Genomic DNA, 22,147 nt, shown 5'->3' with positions numbered 1-22,147 from the left:
AATCGGTTCTTCTCGACTACGCCGTGTCGCTGGCCGAAACCGAGGGCGGCATGCAGGTGGTTCGCGGAGCGGGCGTCGAGTCCGACTCCGAGCTGGCCTACGGCGGCCTGCACCAGCTCATGTTTCCTCACCTGGACCGGTTGGACTCTCTCCCCGCTCCCCAGGCAAGGGCACTGCGTTGTGCTTTCGGCCTGTCGGAGGGAGACGAAGCCAACCGGTTCCTGATCTCCGCGGGCACCCGGCGCCGGTGGTGGAGAGGCGGGGTGCCCTCCCGTACGAAGCGTTCCTCCCGGTCTTCAAAGGTGCCACCGGCGAGGTGCCATTCCGGCCGGACACCCGGTCCGCTCCGGGCGGTTTCCCGACGCAGGCGACGACCAGCCGCACCTTCGTCCTCAAGATCGGCTTCGAACTGGAAGGCAATGCCACGCTCGGCCTGATCGCGGCGGAGTTGGCCGACGCGGGACTGAGCCGGGACAACTGGAGTTTGGTTCACGAGGGCGAGATCGTGTCTCCGGTCCTCTACGACGATGCTCGGACCTGGCGGGGCGTGGAACGCGTCCTGGAGATCCTGTCCGAGCACGGTGCGACCGTGAACGACAGGACGACGGCAACCGTCCAGGTCGGCACCAGGGACTTCGGTAACCGTTACGACGACCTTGCCCGCATCGCCGACACACACCAGGACGTGCTGGCTCGCCTGGGAAGTACCCCGGTGCGCGGCGAAACCCCGGACGGCACTTCGGCGATCGGCACCGAATTCGTCCAGTTCCGCGCGGGCGGCTCACTCGACGCCGGAGTCCTGCGGCAACGGGTCGTTCTCGGAACGGGCATTGTCGACGCCGTGGCTCGCGGCGCCGAGGTGGCGCCGGGACGACCACGGCCGATCGGCCACCATCTCGCCGAGCACGGTGAGGACGGCGAGTCGTTCCGCGCGAGCGCGAGTTTCCGGTCGCTGCTCGGGGCCGTCGTCGACGGCCTTCCCGTGCCGCGCGCGATCCCATTGCTGGATTCGGCGACCAAGTTGTATGTGGCGACTCGCTGGCAACCCGCGGAACCAGCCTCGTCCGACCGCGCCGCCGAGGAGCCCCGCAAGCCACCCGGTGAGCCCGCTGTCGACCTCGGACTCGACGGTGATTCGCCGGATGCCGCTCGTGCGCCGCACGGCCGTCGGTTCCGGCGGGTTTTCGATCCGAACGAGTACTACACGGGCGGCGGTGCGCAGACCTCCGGCGCGCCACCCCCTCCTCGTTCGATGCGAGGGCTGGTGGCGGACGCGGGGACCGGCAAAACCGGTGCCGTGGCGGCCGAGCTGGAAGCGGCCCTCACACAGGCGGGCGCGGAACTGGCGAAACTTCATGGTTCCCACCCGGACTCCTCCTATGGCAGCGCACCGGCCGAGCTCGCCACCTCCGAGCCGGTTCGGGACGCCTTTACCGTGCTTCGCGCCGCCATGGACCTGCTGGCTCTGCCCGGAGTTCCGGAACTCGCGGGCAAAGTGCGGCGCGGGCTTGTCTGGGAGCCGGTCTGGTTCGGTCAGGTGCACGGGGCCGCCACGCTGGAGGCGTTCACCGTCGACGGCGACCGGACCACGCTGAGCCCCTCGGCGGCGGAAAGCGCGGCAACCCCCACGTCCGTCGATGTCCGCACCTTCCTCGGCGACCTCGAATCCCACGCGAAGGAAGCCGGATTGCCCGAGCGCCAGAGGGCACTGCTCAGGGAGACCTTCCTGGCTGCCTACGAGCGAGCGGGTGGCGTCGTGCCGGTGGAGCCGGGGACGACACTGGACACCGGCGAACAAGGTCAGTTGTCGCGGGATGCCGCCGAACTACGCAAGCTGCTGCGACGGCGCGGATCGCGTGCCCCCGACGAGGCCCATCACCAGCTCGTGAGCGATGCCGCGCGGAAACTCCTGACAGCCTCAGCCGCGAAGCGGGAGAACCTGACAGCCGGGCTGGCCGAGTCCCTGTTCGGGTTCGTCGACGAACAGGTGCGGCGCGGTCCGGACGCGCGGGCGTTCTTGCCGGGCGTGATCGCCGACATCAGGTCCATGTTGACGCCGCTGGATCTCGGCGAGATCGCCGACTTCATGACGGCACGTCTCCAGGAACAGCTCACGGTTGACAGTGCGACGGTCCCCTTCCCCGCAGGGGTGGCGTCGGTGACGTCTGCCGGTGTCGATCAGCAGCTCACCGAGGCGTTCGCCGGGTACATCGCCAACGGCGATCCGGACACGTTCACCGGCGCCGACGGAACCTATGGCCTGACCCTGCCGGATGGCTCCTACCTGATGTCCTTTTCGGACACCTATCTCGGCACGGTCAACGAGGACGGCAGCCGCGACCCCGTCGTGCAGGAGGGTGGACCGACTCCGTTCCTGCACAACTCGTTCGTCCGGATCCGGCCCGACGGAACCCTGGAGACCGTGGCGGGTCCGATGCCGCACCCCGAGGGCGGGAAATGGTACTGGTCGGGCGACGCGCACCGCACCGAGGACGGCACGATCGAGGTCACCTATCAGGAGTGGGACAGCCCGACCGGACAGATCTGGGACTGGCGCAAGGGCCCCAACGTCGTCGCGAGGTACACCGGCGGGGATCTGAGCGCTCCCGCGCGCGTGTATCCGTTGCCTTCGGCGACCGGCGTCGCGTGGACAGCGGCGATTCTCAAGGGCGAGGACGGTTACCGCTACGTCTACGGCGTCGAAGACCTGGGGGACACCAAGTATTTGCGGGTGGCACGGGTTGCCGGTGACAGTCTCGCGGGGCAGTGGGAGTTCTACACGGAGGGCGGCAGCTGGTCGATCTTCGAGTCCGACGCGGCGAGGGTGATGCCGGGGGTTGCCAACGAGTTCAGCGTGACCAGGGTCGGCGACAGCTACGTGCTCATCACGCATGACACCCGGACACCGGTGAGCCCGGACATCGTGGGCTATGTGGCACCGACGCCGTTCGGCCCGTTCACCGGCCCGACACACCTGTACACGACGCCGGAGACAGGTGAGGACGGTACGTACGGCAACGAGAACGTCTTCACCTACAACGCGCACGCCCACCCGGAGATCGACCGAGGCCCCGGCAGGCTCGTCGTCTCGTACAACGTCAACAGCTTCGACAACACCGACACCTACCGCGACGCGAGCATCTACGTTCCCCGGTTCATCGTGCTCACCTTCGACCAGGAATCCGGCACCATCAGGGCGAGTGAGGACAGCGGTTTCCAGGAGGCGCTGCGGTCCCTGAAGGGCGTCGACATCGGACGACTCGCCGTCGAAGGGGCCGACCTTTACGCGCTCTATCAACGGTTCGGGGACGAGTTCGAGCGTGCCGTCAAACTCGTGGCGGCACGCGGCCTGGAGTACGTTCTCGGCCTGCCCGCAAATGTCAGCGCCGACAAGCTCCAGGGCGCCCTTGACCGCGTGGCCAAGAGCAAGAAACCGCGAGTAAATCAGGTGCCGGCGGGCCTCGTCGGAGCCGCCGTGTTGTTCGGCTACGACCATGCTGACAGCGCGAGCGTGCAGGCGTTCGTGGATCTGCTCACCAGGGCAGGGATCTCTCCGTCCGGCAGGGACGTCGAGGCGCTGCGTGCCGTGGCGACCGACCTGTACCTGAACGGCTACTACACGGCAACGCAACGGCGTGTATTCGACGACGCCGAATGGCTGCGGCTCGCTGTCGAGGCCAGGGACCCAGCCGCCCACCCCGTCAATATGTTGCCCGCTCTGCCTCCTCTGCCCGCCGGGCCGGAGGAAAGCCCGAGCCTGCTCGACGCGGGCGACCGGATGGCGTTGCTGACCGGGCAACCACGCGATCTTCCGCTGGTCGCCGAGCTGACCGAACATCTCAATGAGCGGTTCGACGGCGAACTCGATCCACAGGAGACTGAGCGTCGCCTCCGAAAACGCTTCGCCAGGCTGGCGGGGGAGGACGGCGACGTCTGGCAGGTCGGGGCCAGCGAGGTCCGGATCCGGGTTCGGTTGTCGGACCCGGAGTTCGCCGAATCTGCTGCTACCGCCGAAATCGCCTTCGAGGTCAGTGAAAGGGACACCGTCGGCGAATCGTTCGGCGAGACCACGGTGATCACCGAGACCGGTGCTCGCGCCACGGTGGTTCCAACCCGGGACCGGACCTTTTCCGGGACCCAGGTCACCGGCGACGCGCCGGGTAGGCCGGACTTCCCGCCGGTCACGGTGCGGGAGATGACCGAGCGGCACCGCATCGCCCGCCATCTGGTCAGGGCGATCGAGGAAGGCATCCCTGTTGACGCGCACATGCGAGAGCAGCTGCACCAATACCTCGATGAGTTCGAAAACAACAACGCCTTCGCCGATGCCGCGGCCGGAGGGGACGGCCATCTCTTCGTCCTGCACGGCGAAAAGGTCAGCGCAGTCGTTCGGCATGTCATCACCACCCGCGACGACAACGCGAGCTTGGTCGCGAGCGCCGACGGCAAGGTCATCCACCAGTGGGGAGACCCGGGTGATCCGAGGGGAAATCCCGGCGTCGTTCACAAGCTGACGGCTTACACCAGCACCGGTGCCGAGCTCGGAACCACCAGGGTCATGGGCACGATGCTGACCGAAACTGCCGCCGAGGACGCGCACGCCTACGGGCTCGCTATCCTCGAAGGTGACGTGCCGCCGCAGCTGCGAACAGAGGGGACGGATGAGGATCGGGCCCGGCAGGCTCTGCGGCGCCTGACGAAGAACGGTCAGCACGAACCCAGCGGCGGATTCCTGCGTGAGTTGACCATGCGGCGCGGCGCTCGATCACAGGGCAACGCGATCGCGCCCGTGCGTGAAATGGTCATGCAACTCGCGCAGGAGTTCGGACTCGTCCCTGACGCCAATTTCGTTCCCAACGGGGTCTCGCCCGCGGGCGACGAGGCCATGTCGTACTGGAAGCGGTTTGCGCAAAGCCTCGGCATCGATACGTCGGCCAATCCGTCCGCGCGCCGTCACCGCATCGACAACATGATCGAGCTGAATCACTTGGTCCGCCGCGAAAACCTGCTGGCCGAATACCGCGCGTTCACGCGTAACGGGCTCCGCAAGACCGTGGATGTACCGGGCCGCCGCCGCTTCCTGACCGATCCCGATTCGGTGCGGGTGAATCTTCGGCTGCGGCAGAACGTCGACGACGCGGAATTCCTTGGCATGACGGGACCGGCCGACGGCACAGGGTTCGGCGTCTTCCGGGTTCCGGTCACCGTGGTGGCCGAGTTGGAGGCCGGCGGTGTCGTGAAGGCGGAGCGACGCCGATTCGGAAGTGCGCTGGTGTACGCGCCGGTACCCGCGCTCGGTGGACATACTGCCGAGGTCGTGGCTGCTCAGACTCCCGTGGGCGTCGAGCGCACGGAACCGGTTGAGCTCGCTCCGTCGGCCGGGCTCTCTACCAAGGCGCGGAGTCTCCCGGCTTCGGAACATCCGGTTCTTGAGCCGGTGTCCTTGCCAACGCTGCCTCCGCGTCCCGGCTCCGTCGTGCGGGGCGTGGCCGACGCGGTGCTCGGTTTCTTCGAGCGTTCCCGGGCGGGATACCGGCCGACTGGTTCGCCGCTGAGCTGGCGTATTCGTTGGCGGGACAACGATGTCGCCGTCGACATCGTCGTCGATCCCTCGGCCGCCGAAGCACGGATTCTGCCTCCGGAATTCTCCGTCCACACGCGGCAAAAGGATGGCGAACCGGAAACCGTAGCCGTTCCGGCGACCCCGGTCCGGGTCGTGCTCCCTGCCTACCCTGACGTCCCCGCCGGACTTTCGCACCTTGTCGGTGCCACGCTCGAAACCGCGACCGACGCGCTGCCGAGCACGCTGGACGGCTGGGCCGACGAGGTGGTGGCCGACCACCGCGACGCTCCGGCGCCGCCGGAATCCTCCAACGAGACACCGGCAACGCCATTGCAGGTCGAGAGCGCACGAGAAGTCGCCTTTCCCAAACGCTGGAAGGCAACGGAAGAGGCACTTCGCGAGGTAACGGCGCTGAGCGAGCGCCTGCTCGTCAACGCCACAGTGTCGTCGGCGGCTGAACTCGCGATGCGGACCCATGAACTGGTCACCACGCTCAACGCCCTCGCTGATGGTCACGACGCTCCCAGGGGCGACACCAGGCACGCCGCGCGACGTCACTTCGCGGCCGGACTGCGATTGCTGGCAACCGACCTTTCCGAAGCCAGCCGAACGCTGGAGATCATGGCCACGGTGGGCAGGCGAGTCGACGGTGGCCGTCGTGATCTCGATGCGGTCAAGCTGCTGGTGTTCCTCGACGCCGACGTGGAAAGGAGTGCGGGGAGGGCCCACCGCATGCTCTCGGCCGTCGAGGAAAGGGGAGAGCGCCTGCTGGAGCTGGAAGAACCGGGCAGGTTGGTGACCGTGGAAGAGGGGGAGCGCACGACCCTGTTCAACCGGCATCCCAAGCCGCCGTTGCGGTTCCGGCCTTCTGAGGCGGACGTGGCGCACGTGGACACGGTGCTGAGCCTGCTGGCCGACGTCGAGACGGATCTCGCGAAGCTGAACGAGCTCGGCCATAGGGGCACTGTGGCCGAGAACTTTCCCACGGCTGTCTTGAACCAGCACGCGCCCGACCTTGTTCACAACCAAGAACGGCTCCGGAAGCTGTTGTACGTCATGGGACTCAACGAGACGACTTACGGCAATGAACGGCGCCACAAGTTCTTCCGCAAAATCCAGTCACACGACGACCTGGCAGGCCGCCTCACCGACGACGGCGCCGCGTTGGTCAAGCTCCTCACGACACTGGAGCAACATCCGGTTCCAGGGCTCGGCAGGATGGAATGGTTACTGAAGTACAAGTTCTCGCGCCGAATGGTATTCGGGAAAGACTTCCATTTCGCCGATGCGATCGACGAGGGTTTCACCGGTGATCCGATTCGATCGGTGGCGATCATTCCGACCAGTGAACTATCGATCTATGCCAGGGACTATGAGCTAGCGGACATGGAACTGCCTGAACGGCCGGAGGATTACGACACCTACGCCGTGGTCTGGTGGTCCGGTGACCCAGCAGGACCCGCGGGTGGGCGGATTCCCTACCGCAGGCACGGGTTCACGATCCAGCTTGAGCAAGCCGATCACGTCGGTGCATCGGGCTCGCAGGGCGATCCGTGGGTAGAGGGCAGCCGGATGGTCGTGGTGCCGGGCACCGGCAATACCTCGATGGCCGAGGCCGATGCCGCGCTCACGGCCATGCTACGCGAGGAGATTCGCAAGTACGCGCTGTCTCAATTGCCACCACGACATCAGAGCCGGTTCACCCGGAGCATGGTGATGGGAAACGTTTCCGGTCATATGGCGGGCTATGCCGTCGGTTTGGCGACGTGGGGAGTGGATTTGAGACTGCTTCTGGCGACGTTGGCGCAGAACTTGTACACGTCGATCGTCAATCCCATTGTCTTGCACAACAAGGAGGATCGGGATCCTGGCGCGGCGGCGGCGATAAGGATGACGGCGAGCTGGCGAGGGGGGTTAGCCGGGCCGGGGTTGAGCAGGCTCCGCGGCGCGGCGCACGAGATCACGGCGAAATGGGGCAAACTCGCCGATCGATACGGAGTCAGTCTTCCCACGCCACCGGAGTTGCCCTCGCCTTTGGCGACACCGGGCGACCGCGAGACGCTGTCCGCACGGGTGCGTCAGATGGCGCCGAAATTGGCCGCCGCGCTCGGTGCGGAGGAGGAGATAGTCCGTTCGTTGCCGGAGGATTTGCTGAAACAGGGCAGTTTCGGCGAAATGGTGCGTGGTCTCAGCGACGTGCGCTGGGAAGGCGACAGCAGTACGATCCTGCTTACCTTGGGAACAGGTGAACAGGTGAGCGTTGAGTTCGTCGCTGGCAAAGGGCCGTTCTCAACGCAGCGCATCGTAGGCGGCGATGCCAGCGAGAATAGAATCGACCTACGCGTCGTTTACGCGCCATCGGAAAGCCTGGCCAAAGCGGACGATGACGTGCTTTGGCACACGTTGTCCGGCGAACTGCTCTCTGGCCTATTCAAAGCGGCCCAGGTTTGGAAGATGGAAACTCGGCGCAAAAGTTTGAGTACCAAACTCATTCCGATGGGGATACAAACGGCGGTAATATTTTCGTTCGGAGCTGCGCTAAATACTCTGAACCTGGCGGCCCAGACGATTGGCGCGAACCTGGTTGGTCAGATCAGTATGGTGCTCGCCCGATATAAAAACAGCAGGGGAACCAAGCTGATCTCTGCGATCTGGGACGATAAGCGAAGGGAAAGGCTCGGCGACGAGAGGCTGGATGGTCCGGTTGTGTTACACCGGCACGCCGAACACGCGGTCGGAATGCTGGCTGCGGGTGCTGAGATTCTCAAGCGTATGCGGTCCGAGGTCGAGTCGAGTATCTTCGTTGCGAACATGGCGTTGTCAAGCGAAAGCTTGTTCGACGATCCCTCGGTGTTACTCGACGCGGCTGCTGAGGATCTTGTGGCACACGCCAAGGCTAGGCGGGATGTTGTCAACGCCGCTATCGAATACGACACCGAGACCAGTGAACGGAATGTTGTGATCCGGACCCGTACGCCGAAACGGGGGAAGAATTCTCGATTGATTCGTCCGGTCACGATCACGATACGACTCAGTCACGACCCGGCGATTCCAGATGATTTTTCTCCGTCTACAGTGCACAAGAAGTACTCGGTGCCTGAACGTCTGCTTTTCATGGCCATTCCCCGATACTCGACGCCCGGTGAGCGGGCTGAGCAACTCGGCGCCGAGCTTGACCAGGTCATCGACAGAGAAGGCAGGCTGCAACCGATCGGGATGGGTGCTTTGTTTACCCAGGCCGGAGTCGTGGCGGCCTCGGACGGTGGAGCCAACGCCGTCTTTTCCGCGCTCGGCCCGGGTCGGGACCCGTCTGTCAGTCAGCAGCAACGCGACATAGCGAGACTCTCGGCGGTACGTGATATCACCGGGGTAGGAGAGGCCGCAGTCGAGGGGGTATTCCAGGTTGGGGCCATTCGACAGGGTTCTCAAAAGCGGCTCACCGGTCAGCTGGAACCGGTGGACACGGCGACGCCGACTGGCCGCGCTATGGATAACTATCTGAGAGTCGCGATCGCCGAGGCGAAGAAGATAATGGCGGCGACGGCCGCGTTGCATGAGCGGCATTCCGATCTGGTTTCGGACGAGGTTCGGGCTTGGCATCGCGACATGGCGGCGCGGTTCAATGGGTCCCTTTCAGTCGACCTTGAGGGTTTCCGGCAGCTTGTGTACAGCGGTGAACTTGTCGACAGCATTCCGCACCTCGCGGGAATCGAGCTCATCGGCGACAGGGAGGCCAGGCTGACAGTGGACAAGCTGAAGAAACCCGGCCCCGGCGGGGTTGCGGCGAAAACAGTGGGCAAGCATCCGCATCAGGTCGTCCTGCGGTTCATTCCCGCTGTTCCCGGACACTCCACGAGGCTTTTGCCCAATTCGGGCGATTCGTTGGCCATCGTTTCGGTGAGTTCGCAGGACGCGGCATCGGGATATGGTGAGCTACTAGCCCAGCTGGCGCTGCTTGTCAGCGCCTACCACAAGGCGCCGACCGGCGTGCCTGGCCTGGGAGCGTTGGCGTTGCAAGAGTTGGGTATGGGAGCGGCGCCCTCGATGGTGCGACGCACAGCCATGGACGTCTTGAAGGAAGGACCACTCCGGATGAGTGGGCTCGCCGCCCCCACCGGTATCGCGGCGGGGTCCGCCTATGTCGGTGTTGCGACCCAAGCTTGGTATACCCGTCGCCAGTTTCTCGTTGACGAGACGTTGAGGATGCTGATGACCTGGGACGGGAGCCCGGCCTCTCCACTACGGGACCAAATCGCCTACGAAACCCTCAAGCAGCTGCACCGCGTTGTCAGTGAGGTGTACTCCGACTACGTCACGCTCGCCGACAAGGCGGGCCTGTCCCGCGATCCCGACACCACACCATGGTCGTTCCGTGGCAGAACGGGAGAGAAGCCCGCGCTTTCGGCGCCAGTACCGCCGATTCCGCCGGTGGACCCACCGGTGATCGGCGCCCGGCGCCCGGTGCCGCGAAAGCGGATCGACTGACCGCGAGTCAGGTGCTCGCGACGCTGTCCGCCAACAGCTTCCTGACGTCGGCGGCGAAGGTGTGGCCGAGCTGATCCAGTAACTCCAGCGCCTGTTCCCAGCACTGGACCGCTCTGGCCGTGTCGCCCAGTCCGTCGAAGGCGATGCCGAGCGTCCGCAACACCAAGCCCTCGTCCGCGCGTGACTTCGCTTGGCGATGAAGCTCAAGCGCTTCGCGCAGTGGGACCACCGCTTCGGAGTGACGGTCGAGCTGGGTCAAAGCGCTTCCGAGGCCATGCCGGGTGAGGCCCCGGTTTCGCAGCTGTCCCTCTTTGTCGGACATGGTGATGCCCTGGCGGAACTGGTCTATGGCCTCGTCGTAACGGCCTGCTCGCAGATAGGCTTCGCCGAGATTGTTGACCAGCCCGGCCTCGAAGAACACGTCGCCGACTTCCTGCGCGATCCGGCGGGCCTTCTCGAATTCGCTGATCGCTTTCGGGTAGTCGTCGCGCAGCACGTGAGCGAACGCGAGGTTGCCGACCGCCCTGCACAATGTCTGCTGTTCCCCGAGTTCGGTGCGGATCGCGACCGACGCCGCGAAGAACTCCGCCGCCGTGTCGAGATCCCCGGTCTCCGCGTGAGCGACGCCGAGGTCGTTGAGGGCCCAGCCTTCGCCCCGGCTATCGCCGGCGGCCCTTGCCGCGGCGAGCCCCTTCTTGCCGATCTCCAGCCACATACTCCGGTCGCTGGTGAGCCGGAAATGTGCTTGCAGCGCGATGGCAAGCCGCCACGCCGCGTCGGGTAGCTCGTGCTCGATCGCGGCATCGACCGCGTTGGCCAGAGTCGGGCTTTCCGCGTCCAGCCAATGAAGCGCTTTGTCCTTGTCGCTGAATTCCGGGAGATAGGGCGGTTCGGCATCCCACACCGGCAGTCCGATCGGATCTTCGGGAAGCAACCAGCGTCGTGCCGCTACCGCGCTGTGGGAAAGCCAGCACAATAATCGGCTGAGTGCCGTGGTTCGGTGATCGGTGTCTTCGGTTTTGATGAGGTCGCGGGCGTAGTCGCGGAGTAGGTCGTGGAGGCGGTAGCGGTCGCCGTTGGTGACCATGACGAGGTGTTCGTCGACGAGGTGGTCGAGGACTCGTCGGGTGTGGGTGGGGGTGTGTCCGGCGAGTGCGGCGGTGGATGCGGCGGTGAAGTCTTCTCCGGGGTGGAGGCCGAGGAGTCGGAAGACGGTTTGTGCTTCGGTGGTGAGTGCTTGGTAGGAGAGGTCGAAGGCGGCGCGGACTCGGCGGGTTCCGGCGGCGAGTTCGCTCATGCGGTCGCTTGCTTCGTGGAGGCGGTGGGCGAGGTCTTGGAATTTCCAGGCGGGTCGTGCTTGGAGGCGGTGGGCGACCAGTGCGATGGCGAGGGGGAGTCGGCCGCAGAGTTCGATGACGTCGCGGGTTCCGGTGGGTTCGGCGTTGACGCGTTGGGGTCCGACGATGTGGGTGAGGAGTGCTTTGGCGTCGGTGGGGCTGAGGACGTCGAGGGGGAGGGTGTGGGTGCCGTCGAGGGCGAGTGTTCGGCGGCTGGTGATGAGGACGAGGTGGGTTGCCCCGGCTGGGAGGAGGGGTTGGACTTGTTCGGCTGTGGCGGCGTTGTCGAGCAGTACCAGTGCGTTCTTGCCGTGGAGGCGGTCGCGGTAGAGGGCGGCCCTGCTGTCGAGGTCTTGCGGGATCTGATCGCCGGGGACGTCGAGGAGGTGCAGGAAGGAGGCCAGCACGGTGTTGGGGTCGGCGGGTGGTTGGGGTGCGTGGCCGTGGAGGTCGACGTAGAGTTGCTGGTCGCCGTATTTGCCTGCGGCGAGGAGTTGGTGGGCTAGGCGGACGGCGAGGCGGGTTTTGCCGACGCCTGCCATGCCGACGATGTTGGCGATGGTGGTGGCGGTGTGGTGTTCGGCGTTGCGGGCGGCGCGGGCTTGGAGGACGGAGAGTTCGGTTTCGCGGCCGGTGAAGTCGGCGATGTCGCGGGGGAGTTGGCGGTGGGCGCGGGTGGCGGTGGCGGGTTGTTCGCTGCGGGTGAGGTCGTGGCGGAGGACGCGTTGGTGTGCTTGGGCGAGTTCGTGGCCGGGGTCGGCGCCGAGTTCGGTGGCGAGGCGGTTGCGTAGGTCGGTGAAGACCGATAGGGCGGCGGCTTGTTGTCCGCTGCCGGCGAGGGCGATCATGAGTGCGGCGTGGATGTTTTCGTGGAGTGGGTCGGATTCGGCGACGTCGCGGAGGAAGGGCAGTACTTCGCTGTGGCGGCCGAGTTCGCCGGCGGTGCTGGCGTAGTCGAGGACGAGGGCTTGGCGTTCGCGGCCGAGGGCGACCGTGGCGGGGTGCACGCGCAGCGCGGGCAGGTTCGTCAGCGGTTCGCCGCGCCAGAGGTTCACCGCTTGTTTGAACTGCTCACACGCACCGACCAGATCACCCTGCTTACGCGACTCGGCGGCAGCCGAGGCCAGCTTGCGGAAAGCCAGCAGGTCGAGTTGCTGGTCGCCAAGGGTGAGCTGGTATCCGGACTGGGTGGCGATCACGAGCCTGTTGGCTGAGGCATCCGGTTTGCGGGGCAGCAGTCTGCGGCGCAGCCGGGACACGTCGGTCTGCAACAGCGCGACCGCGGTCTCCGGCGGTTCCGAGTCCCACAACCATTCCAGCAGCGAATCGCGGGCGACGGGTTCGTTCGGGGCGAGTGCCAGCAGTCCGAGCAGCATCCTCCGGCGCGTGGGGCCGGGGTCGACGCTGACGCCGGAGACGTGCGCCGACAGCGGGCCTAGCACCTGAATCCACAGGTCATAACCGCGAAGCTGGGGGTTGAGCGAAATCCCGACCAGCTCGTCGGTTTCCTCCGCCGACAGCGCGAGCGCGGTCGCGATTCTGCGCAGCGTCGTGGCCCTCGGCTTGGCGATCCTGCCCTGTTCGAGGTCACGTAGTCCGGCGAGGCTCACCCCGGCCAGTTCCGCTGCCTGCTGCTGCGTCATCCCCGCCCTGCGGCGAAACTGCTGAAGCAGCTGGTCGACCCGGGGCAGGGAACTGGTCGGCGGGCTCATAGCCACCGTCCTCGGCCGGTGGTACGTCCATAGTCGTTCAGTAGCTCCTCTGGCGATCCTGCCGTGACGAGGAGTGGAGGCCCGGAGCCATCCGATCCGAGCGGGCAGAAGAGCGTCAGTGACATGTCAGCGAGGTATCCGATCATTGAAAGCGGGCCTGCCTGGAACATATCCGTTGAGACGGCATGTACTGAGTTCACGTTCCAGACGAAGCGGGTGCTTGACGCGGAGAGACCGTTCGCGGTGCGCAGCCTAGTGGACGTCCGCAATAGGTTGGCCGGTCGCACTGGCCAGGATGTTTGTGCTGGTGAGCGCACCGAGTTCGAGAAGAGGTCTTCGCGCGAGCGCGCGAAGCGCGGGGTGGGAACGCCGCCATCGACACCGGTTTCGCACTGGCGGTGGGTGCACCGGTGGAGGATCGCTCGCTCTGCTCATGAGAGGCGGCGTCGACGAGGGAGTGAGGCGTTCGTGATGTTGCGGTCCAGGGGTGTCGGTGATGCGCACACAAGTCCTTGTCCGGCTCGTCGGACAGGGGTCCAGCGAACGGTCTCTCTCTCGGTCCGGATCAGCTTCGCGGCTGCTGCTGACCCGCGATGAACTCTCGCTTCGGCCGGATAGCGGTAAATCGCCAGGTCGGAGAACTCTGACTTGAATCGTTGGCTGCGGTACGGGCCAACTACGGGCATGCCGACGGCTTTCTCGCCGGGAAGCCGCACGTGATGACACCGCTCCCGTACCTGTCGCCGCGTTGATCAGTAGGCTGCCGGGGGAACTCCACGACCAGGTGCGGCGAGTGCATCACGGCGGCGCTCGTGGAGGCGATCGATCAGGCGCAGGCTTACGGTGTCGATGACACCTGAACCGGCCCGTCCACTGTGGCCCGATCGTCGACGACGTCAGCCGCGCCGTTCGACGTTGCCCGTGGTCGCGGCCGGAGCCGGGCTTGGATCGGGAAGCTTCGACTGGTGAACGCCCCTTGCTGGACCCCCGACACGACAGCCTGCGCAACGAACGGGTCCTCCGCGTTCAGAGCTCGACGATCACTCCCCGGCTTCCATGGCACGCCGGTGCGCCGGACTGCCCTCGCGGTAGAAGACGTAGCCCGCGTGGTGCAATATGTCGCCGTCGAACTCGCCGTCGGCGCTGAACCCGGTGTCGTCGCGGTACTCGATGCGCTCACCGGTGATCCAGTACCGGCCGGTGTAGGCGCTCTGGCGGTCGCCGCGCGCCTCGTCGTATCGGCCGTCCGGCAGCAGCTCCTGCCTGATGTATCCGTCGGTGGTGACCCACATGCCCGCATAGGGATGCTCGGCTGCCCGCCCCGAGTCCGCTGAACGGGAGGTGGTCGCGTCGTTCGAGGTCGCGGGGCCGTGCGGCGTCGTCGTGTCGATCATCGTCGTCCCTTCGGGCCTGGATGCATCCGCCGTGGTGGGCGTGCCGTCGCTGTCCGGCGAGTTGCCGGCACACGCGGCCGTCAGGAGCGCGGCGAGGCACATCGCCGCGGAACCGAGAATCGTCCTCACATCTCGACCATGGCCCGGCTTGCCCACGCCATCCAGGACGCACACATCCTGGGAGTGCCGCACCCTGGCTGCCGGCTAGTGTTTGTCACGTTGGCGAGCTCGATCGCACAGTGCCATCTTCATCGCTTCGTCCATAGTGGACTATGAGTGAGTGGAAGCGCGATGGTCTTCGTGAAACACGCGCCCCTGCTTCGAAAACGGGAAGTCCCAGGAAGACGCGCCGGTTCACCGTTGCCGGGTGCGCCACTCCCTGGTGTGTTCCGGCCTTCCGCGTGGCGCAGGGCCGCACGAACATCGAGTTATGCCAAACGCCTTCCCTGCCTTCACACCCGACGGCCTGGCAGCCGTGCGTGCCGGAGCCGGCAGGCCGCTGCTGCTGACCAACGCGACCGTGCACACCCTCGACCCGCTGATCGGCACCATGCGTGGAGCCGACGTACTCCTCGGCGGGACGGTGGTCGTCGGTGTCGGTCCGGGCATCGTCACCGCGGCCGAGGACGACGGCGCCGTGGTCGTCGATGCCACCGGGACCACCATCCTGCCGTCCCGTCTCGACGTGGCCGTCGTTCTCGGCGCCACCGCCCGTGGCGCCGGTGCGGGCACGCTTGCTCCCGGCTCGGACGCGGGCCTCGTCGTCGTGTCCGACGAGCATGCTCCCGATCTGCCCGCGGCGTTGCACGCCGCGTTGACCCGGCCCGAAACCCTTCTCGCCGTGCTGAAGGAGGGGCGGCCGACGCACTGGGCCGGCGCGGCGCTCGGCAGCGCGCCGGCCGTCTCCTTGCGGCCTGACCGCATCGCGGTGGATCCGGATCGCGTGGGGGTGTGGGTCGACACCGACGACTTCTTGCATCAGGAACTCACCGCCGACGGTCGTTACGACGAGACGCGTGGTGGGCGACGGCACGCCTTCCAGGGCAGCTACTGGGTGGACGGTGACCGCGTCGACTACCTGGACGACCTCGGATTCTGGGCATTCGGCCGGTTTACCGGCGACACACTGGATCACGCGGGTTACACGATGCGCAGAAAGGACGCCCGATGAACGCCGACTCCATTCTCGACGCCTTGACTCGGTCCGCCGCCGACCCCGGCAGGCTCGTCCTGTTGCGCGGCGCCACCGTGGTGACGATGGATCCCGCGCTGGGAAACATCGACGGCGGTGAGGTCCTGATCCGTGGGGCGCGCATCGTCGAGGTCGGCCGCGACCTGCCCGCCGCCGACGCGCTTGTCGCGGACGTCACCGGCGGTGTCGTGGCTCCCGGCATGGTGGACACCCACCGGCATGCCTGGCAGGCGCAGATGCGCCGCACGATCCCGGACGTCGACGACCTGGCCGGATACCTGAGGTCCACGCTTCTGCACGTCGCGCCCGCCTATGCTCCTGACGACGTGTATATCGGCACGCGCCTTGCCGCGCTGACGGCGCTGGACGGTGGCATCACCACGATGCTCGACTTCTCGCACAACGCGCGGACGCCGGCTCACTCGGATGCCGCGATCACCGCGCTCGCCGACTCCGGCATTCGCGGCGTGCACGCCTCCATGGCCCCGCACTTCGGTGATTGGGACGGTCAGTGGCCCGCGGACCTGGCCAGACTGCGGTCCACCTACGTTCCGTCCGACGACCAGCTCGTGACGTTGCGATTGGCGGCACTGGCCACCGGAGACATCGCGAGGCACGTGGCCTACGGCCCCGAGCTGGCCAGGATCGCTGCCGACCTGGACATCGGGGTGAGCTTGGACGTGATGTTCGGGCAGGCCGCCTCGCAAGCCATCCTCTCCTGGCAGAGCCAGGGATTGCTCGGTGAGCACCTGGAGTCCATCCACTCCACCGCGTTGTCCGCGGATGCGTGGGCGGCGATGCGTGATCACGGCGTGACCGTCTCGCTGGCACCCACTTCCGACGCCCAGATCGGGCTGGAGGACGCCGTCCCGCCGGTCGACGAGGCCCTCGCTCACGGGATCCGGCCAGGGCTGTCGGTGGACGTGGAGGTCGCGCTGGCTTCCGACATGTTCACCCAGATGCGGGCGCTGCTGGCGATCCAGCGCATGCGTGCGGTCAATGCCGCCTACGGAACCCGGCGGGACCCCATCCGGATCACCACGCGCGATGTCTTCGACTTCGCCACCCTGTCGGGAGCGCGCACGCTGCGGCTCGACGATCGCACCGGCTCCATCACCCCCGGCAAGCAGGCCGACCTGATCGTGGTCGACGCCGAGGCGATCAACACCATGCCGCTGCACGACGCCGTCGGCACTCTCGTGCTGGGAGCCGACCGCTCGAACATCACTTCGGTGTGGGTGGCCGGCCAGGTGCGTAAGTGGGACGGCGAACTCGTCGGGGTGGACGTCGATTCCCTGCGCGCGCGGGTGCACGACTCGGTCGCGGCGATCACCGAACGCCTGCCCGCCACGGAAGCACGCCGGTGATCCCGGTGGCTGGCAGGGAGCGGCAGACCCTGGCAGCCACCGGCCGCGGCCTCTACGGTCGGTGTGTGAGCAGCTCAGATCTCGGTCCGTTCCTCAGGGCTCGTCGTGGCGATGTCCAGCCCGGCGACGTCGGACTGGCCACGCACACCACCCGGCGCGTGCCAGGGCTGCGCCGCGAGGAGGTGGCGATGCTGGTCGGCGTCAGCGTGGACTACTACGCGCGCCTGGAGCAGGGGCGCGAACGCAACCCGTCCGCGTCGGTGCTCAACGCGATCGCCGGTGCCCTGTGTCTCGACGCTGACCAGCGTGAGCATCTCTTTCGTCTGGCCGACCTGGCGCCCAGAGTCCTGGCGCCCGTGGCCGCGGCGCCGCGGCGGTCATTGCTGGACCTGCTTGAGTCGTGGCCTTCCACCCCCGCGGTGATCATCAACCGGCAGCTCGACGTGCTGGCGCACAACGCGTTGGCCGGTGCTTTGTACTCGGAATTCGACCGCGTCGACAATGTCGCCCGCATGACGTTCCTCGACCCGGTCGGCGCCGGATTCTTCGTTCACTGGGACCGGGCGGCGGAGTCCTGTGTGGCCAACCTGCGCCTGGCCATGGGACACGTGGACTCCGCCGATGCCGTGCGCGGGCTGGTGGTCGAACTCTCGGCGGCCAGCGCCGGGTTCCGTCGCCTGTGGGCCAAGCACGACGTGCGTGGCAAGACGCACGCTTCCAAGGCGTTCCACCATCGCGACGTCGGCGATCTGGTCCTCGACTACCACGCGTTCGACATCAAGGACTCACCCGGTCGCCAGCTGATCGTCTACCAAGCCGCGCCCGGCTCATCCAGCGCTGACAAGCTGCGGCTGCTGGCCTCACTGCATGTCGCGCCCTCGGCGACCTCCTGAGGCGTCAACCCGTCGGGGTGTCCACTGAGGACGTCGATCAGATTGCCGAAAGGACCTGTAACACGACGATCAGGCCGCACATCGTGAAGTTGACGACGCGGTGTTCGAAGAAGACCGCGATGAATTCGCGGATCGTGGCGCTGGGCCAGAAGTACCATGCGGTGGGTGCTCCGATGACGTTGCCGTCGACTTTCGCTTTGCGGGCCAGCAGGGCGGCACGCAATGCGTGGAAGTTGTTGGTGACGATGACACAGCGGTGGCTGGCCTGGTGTTTTCCGTATGAGTTCCTGCTGTAGGTGAGGTTCTCCCACGTCGTTCGTGACTGCTGTTCCAGGAGAATGTCGTGGCGGGTCGTGCCGGTGGATGTCAGGTAGTCGGGGCGGCTGGCGCGTAGCGGTGGGACCCGCCTGCTTTCGAGGAGTCCCGCGCCAAGCACGACGATGAAGTCGACCGGGCGACGGGCCGGTGTCGGGGTCGAAGAGGATTACGACAGGATTTGGCGGTGGAGCTTGCCCAGCTCACTGGTCGGTGACCGCACCAGGCGCTGCCAGGTGTCGGGGGTGCCCGGTGGCCTTGGCTGGGCGGGCCTCCAGGGCCTTGGCTGCGGGGGAAGGTCATGGTCAGCACGTCGGCGAAGCCGCGGTCGGCGGCCTGCATGGCGCAGATGGTGTGGATGTAGCCGGTGAAGCCGTGCCAGGGGTCGGGGTCGTCCAGGGCGACGGTGACGGCGGCGGCGTAGGCGTCCATGCGATCGGCGAAGAACGCGTTGATCAGCTCTTCGCGGGTGGCGAAACGGGTCGAGGGCGGCGAGCCGCGTGGTGTGCCTGGTTTGCTCGGATGTTGTCGGAGTCATACGCTGGCGGAATGGTCGTCCAGCGTTTGCAGGCGGCGGCTTTGGTGGTCGGCCCTGCGATTTTCGCGCTTTCACCGTTCTTTTGGGTGGATGGTCATTACGGTGTTAACGGCGGAATGGTGATCGCGCTTTCGATGGTGCCGTGTACGGGTTGTTCGTTGAGTACGAGCGTCTGCGTGAGTACCTTCCGGTCGCGGCGGGGTTGTGGTTGCTGTTGTTGTTGATCGGGATGTTCGGAAGTATCGCGTTTGGGCTGCAAGGGTTTTTCGAAGGTGTTTTTGGTCTGCATGATCGGGTGGCTTTGGACGGTTTCGCTGAGTATCCGCCGCAAAGTCTTGTCGTGCTTTGGCTGCCGGGGCCCGTCTTCCCTCTGTCTTTGTTGGTTTTCGGCGGGTTGTTGTTGTGGACGCGCTTGTCGCCGTGGTGGGTAGCACTGTCGATCTGCGCCGCGGCGGTCGCGTTCCCTCTCGGCAGGGTGCTGAGGTTGGAATGGGTTGCCTATGTTGTCGATGTTCTGGTGATCGTTTCGTTCGCGCAGCTCGCCTGGCATGCCTGGCGCAGACCGGCGGTCGGTGCTTCGGGTGGTGAGCGGGGCGAGGCTGTGGGCTAGCGCCGCAGCGGTTGAACAACCACTGTTGTACCGGGTCGCCGAGGCCCGGCGCGGGGTCTCACGCCACCCCGCGAGAGGTATGGCTTGATACCCGGGGTTCATCCGGACGAGGGATTTCCTTGCGGGCCATCCGCACCCGGCACCGCATCACCGTCTGCTTCGGATGTAGTGCCGAGGCAGGTGGTTGTCTGAACCCGGGCAAGTCGGCGGCTCGATACACAAGTCGCCGCAGTGCCTTCACATGCCGGTGCGTCAGGGAATGCGTGCTCGCGGGGGCGAAGTTGACCAGGCGGCTGCCTGCCAGGACGCGCCACCGCACCGGCGGATCGAGGGACAGCGTGTACGCCGAGGCGCTGCGTGCGGACACCGACCGTTGGGCCTGGCACCTCTCGCCGCTGCCACCACCCCGGCGAGGCGGTGGCGGTCGAACTCCGAGACGTGGTGGAGCGGGCCTGGCGCCGCAAGCGGCGCGATGGCGGTGTCATCGCGTGCCGGTTCAGCTCGGTAGGTTCCCGGTGCGCAGCAGATGTTCGAAGGCGAGCACGAAGCGCTCGCCGTTGGTTTTCCGGTGGGGCATGATGCGCAGGGGGCGGCCTTGGTGCGGATGAACGGCGATCCGCGTGAAGATGCCGGGTCTGTAGGAGACGGACGCGACCTGCTGCGCGGGAATCTCCCGTTTGAGCTTCGCTCGTTTCACAGGGCCGGCGACTTGGGTCAGCATGACGCGGCGGTCGGTGACGACCATGACGTTCGGGTATTCCCCGGCCGTCCCGGGAACGACCAGCAGGACCTTCTCGTCGGGGGCGAGCAGCAGGCGAGGGATGTCCCGTTGCATGCCGTGGTTGAAGAAGAGATCCTGATTGCGGTTCAGTGCCGTCGCATACGTCACCTCCGCCCGCGTCGATTCCCTCACGGCGAGAACCTTTCGTGCACCGCTGGGAACAGTTCCGGGGTTTCGTTCTCGACGAGCCCCTCGCTGCCTGGCGGTTGCAGGTAGTGCTTGCCACCGATGTCGTTCGCCGACTGGCCCAGACGCTGGTTCATGTATGCGTTTCCTGCGGGTGTGAGCGGTATCCCGCACCTCCACGGCGGCACCGGGTTGTCTCTCCCCGAAGCTCTCATGACCGCCGATGCCGGACTGTCATTGCTTGGTGACACGGTCTGAGCCCGGCACCCGATGAGCCCTCGTGCGCCGATCTGCCGTACCGGCGAGCCTGCTCGATCGATCATGGCTACATCCTACGGAGGAGGTTCACGTGGCGCCTGGATCACGGCGGAATGGACAGTGTGATGGTTTGGCTGCGGCGAGGTGTGCAGAACCTTGAACCACAGACGCGTCTTTGTAGGTTAGGCTAACCTAAATTATGCTCGCTTGCTGGGAGGTTCAATGCCACACGACGATGCCACCTTTGATCATCTCATTCACTGGGTGGACGACCTCGAAGCCGCTATGGCGCGTTACGAAGCTGCCGGCCTGCCCACGCGTCACGCTCTCACCATGCCTGGCTTCCGCAACGCCGCCTGGGGTGTGGACGACGAACGCTACGTCGAACTGGCTACGGTTGACGATTGGGATGCTGTCGCGACCTCGCCGTATGCAGGGAGTCTTGAGATCCTCAAGCCCGCTATCGACGAGCTTCGCGGATCTGGTCTCCTGACGTTCGCGGTCGACGTGCGCGACGCGCGTGCCACCGCGGCGCGGCTGCGCGAATCGGGGCGTGAGGTGGAGGACGTCGAGGTGCGCTTCGAGGAGAAGAATGCGGGATTCGTCGAGGTGTTCGTTCGCGATGTCCCGGCGTACTTTCCGTTCTTCATCACTTATGATCCACCGCGAGCCATGATCGCGCGCATGCGCGCCGAACACCGGGCTGCACAGGGAATTACCTTCGACAATTGTCCCGATCTGGTTGCTCTCCTGATCCGAAGTGCGGAGCCCGACGCCGATGCGCGCCTGCTCGCCGACCTTGTCGGTTGTTCCGTCAATGATGCGACGGTCGCTTTGCCTGGTGCTGAGGTGCGCTTCGAAAAAGGGGAGCGAGCCGGTTTGTACGGAATCGTGGTGCGTGGGCCTGAGTCATCAGCTATGCCGGCAGAAGTGGCTGGCGTGACGGTGATCGTCGAAACGTGATGGTCGACTGATAGCCTGCCGCTCGGCTGCGGCGTCGGGTGTGGTCACGCTGCCCGGACTCGCCGGGAATGGCCGAGGCGGGCTTCGGATGCAACGGAAACCGGTCCGAAATGGTCACCTCGATCGCGGTGAGCTGACCGCCGAGCACGCCGGTTCGCCGACGGCGTGCGTGCTTCGGGGCACGACGTTCTCGGTCTCGGCGGACGACCGCGCCGGGCTCGTCGGTCCCACCCGCGCGCCAAGACAACTCTGGCGAAACTCTTGTGCGGGTTGTACGTATTGGACATCCAAACCGTGCGACACGCGGCGCTTGTTTTGCTCCCCCAGCAGGTGCATCTGGTCGTCGGCTCACTGCTGGAGACGCTGTGGTTGGTGCCAGGACACCCGGCGAGGGCGAGATCGCCTGTGCCGTCGACACATTGGGTTCGCGGGGCTGGGTGGGTCGGCTTCCCGACGGGTTGTGCATTGACGTAGACGCGCGTGGCGCCGTGCTGCCGGCGCGGGAACGGCGGCCGGCCGACCCGCGCTGTGTCCTGGCAGGGAAGGGAACTGGCAAGGAAGTACGAAGCCGGTTGGCTGAGAAGGGGTTTGGTGGAGGAGATTGAGTGGCGAG

Annotated in this window: 11 protein-coding genes; 6 read left to right on the top strand and 5 right to left on the bottom strand. The window is 66.1% G+C overall.

Translation table 11 applies throughout. The features are described from left to right. The first annotated feature begins 316 nt into the window (after positions 1-316). Positions 317-10,048 carry a glycoside hydrolase family 183 protein gene (locus BAY61_RS18785; RefSeq protein ID WP_091808463.1) on the top strand — a complete coding sequence of 3,244 codons (9,732 nt, stop codon included), beginning with the start codon at positions 317-319 and terminating at the stop codon, positions 10,046-10,048. Positions 10,049-10,055: 7 nt separating this feature from the next. Here BAY61_RS18785 and BAY61_RS18780 read toward each other — a convergent pair whose 3' ends face one another. Beyond that, positions 10,056-13,097 (bottom strand): BTAD domain-containing putative transcriptional regulator, encoded by a 3,042-nt coding sequence (locus BAY61_RS18780; RefSeq protein ID WP_094168500.1) that lies wholly within the window; start codon positions 13,095-13,097, stop codon positions 10,056-10,058. Between the two features lie 1,040 nt (positions 13,098-14,137). After that, positions 14,138-14,620 (bottom strand): Atu4866 domain-containing protein, encoded by a 483-nt coding sequence (locus BAY61_RS33920; protein ID WP_338061493.1) that lies wholly within the window; start codon positions 14,618-14,620, stop codon positions 14,138-14,140. A 301-nt stretch (positions 14,621-14,921) separates the two neighbouring features. Between BAY61_RS33920 and BAY61_RS18770 the strand changes: the two genes are divergently transcribed. From BAY61_RS18770 to BAY61_RS18760, 3 genes are all read left to right on the top strand, one after another. Further along, on the top strand, positions 14,922-15,662 hold the full coding sequence (locus BAY61_RS18770; RefSeq protein ID WP_091808962.1) for an Atu4866 domain-containing protein: 741 nt from the start codon (positions 14,922-14,924) through the stop codon (positions 15,660-15,662). Then, entirely contained in the window at positions 15,659-17,050 is a 1,392-nt protein-coding gene (locus BAY61_RS18765) for an amidohydrolase family protein (RefSeq protein ID WP_091808960.1), read from the top strand. Before BAY61_RS18770 ends, BAY61_RS18765 begins: the two co-directional genes overlap by 4 nt. Positions 17,051-17,115: 65 nt before the next feature. Further along, complete coding sequence (locus BAY61_RS18760; RefSeq protein WP_091809045.1) at positions 17,116-17,943, top strand: helix-turn-helix domain-containing protein; 828 nt, start codon at positions 17,116-17,118, stop codon at positions 17,941-17,943. 37 nt (positions 17,944-17,980) lie between these two features. On the opposite strand, the gene BAY61_RS18755 is transcribed toward BAY61_RS18760, so the two are convergent. Next, positions 17,981-18,379 (bottom strand): YdcF family protein, encoded by a 399-nt coding sequence (locus BAY61_RS18755; RefSeq protein WP_245865229.1) that lies wholly within the window; start codon positions 18,377-18,379, stop codon positions 17,981-17,983. A gap of 559 nt (positions 18,380-18,938) precedes the next feature. Here BAY61_RS18755 and BAY61_RS18745 point away from each other — a divergent pair. After that, positions 18,939-19,406, top strand: a complete 468-nt coding sequence (locus BAY61_RS18745) for a hypothetical protein (RefSeq protein ID WP_245865227.1) — start codon at positions 18,939-18,941, stop codon at positions 19,404-19,406. Positions 19,407-19,902: 496 nt separating this feature from the next. Here BAY61_RS18745 and BAY61_RS18740 read toward each other — a convergent pair whose 3' ends face one another. Both BAY61_RS18740 and BAY61_RS33825 read right to left on the bottom strand, forming a co-directional pair. Then, positions 19,903-20,295 (bottom strand): PH domain-containing protein, encoded by a 393-nt coding sequence (locus BAY61_RS18740; protein WP_143021434.1) that lies wholly within the window; start codon positions 20,293-20,295, stop codon positions 19,903-19,905. Positions 20,296-20,315: 20 nt separating this feature from the next. After that, positions 20,316-20,450: a hypothetical protein gene (locus tag BAY61_RS33825; RefSeq protein ID WP_256328140.1), complete on the bottom strand. Its 135-nt coding sequence runs from the start codon at positions 20,448-20,450 to the stop codon at positions 20,316-20,318. A 343-nt stretch (positions 20,451-20,793) separates the two neighbouring features. Here BAY61_RS33825 and BAY61_RS18735 point away from each other — a divergent pair, with 343 nt between their 5' ends. Continuing rightward, positions 20,794-21,534 (top strand): VOC family protein, encoded by a 741-nt coding sequence (locus BAY61_RS18735; RefSeq protein WP_091808956.1) that lies wholly within the window; start codon positions 20,794-20,796, stop codon positions 21,532-21,534. Positions 21,535-22,147 lie beyond the last annotated feature (613 nt).

Source organism: Prauserella marina (assembly GCF_002240355.1).
Lineage (GTDB): Bacteria > Actinomycetota > Actinomycetes > Mycobacteriales > Pseudonocardiaceae > Prauserella_A > Prauserella_A marina.
Note: the sequence above shows the minus strand (reverse complement) of the source record. Positions and strands in the feature narration are given on the sequence as shown.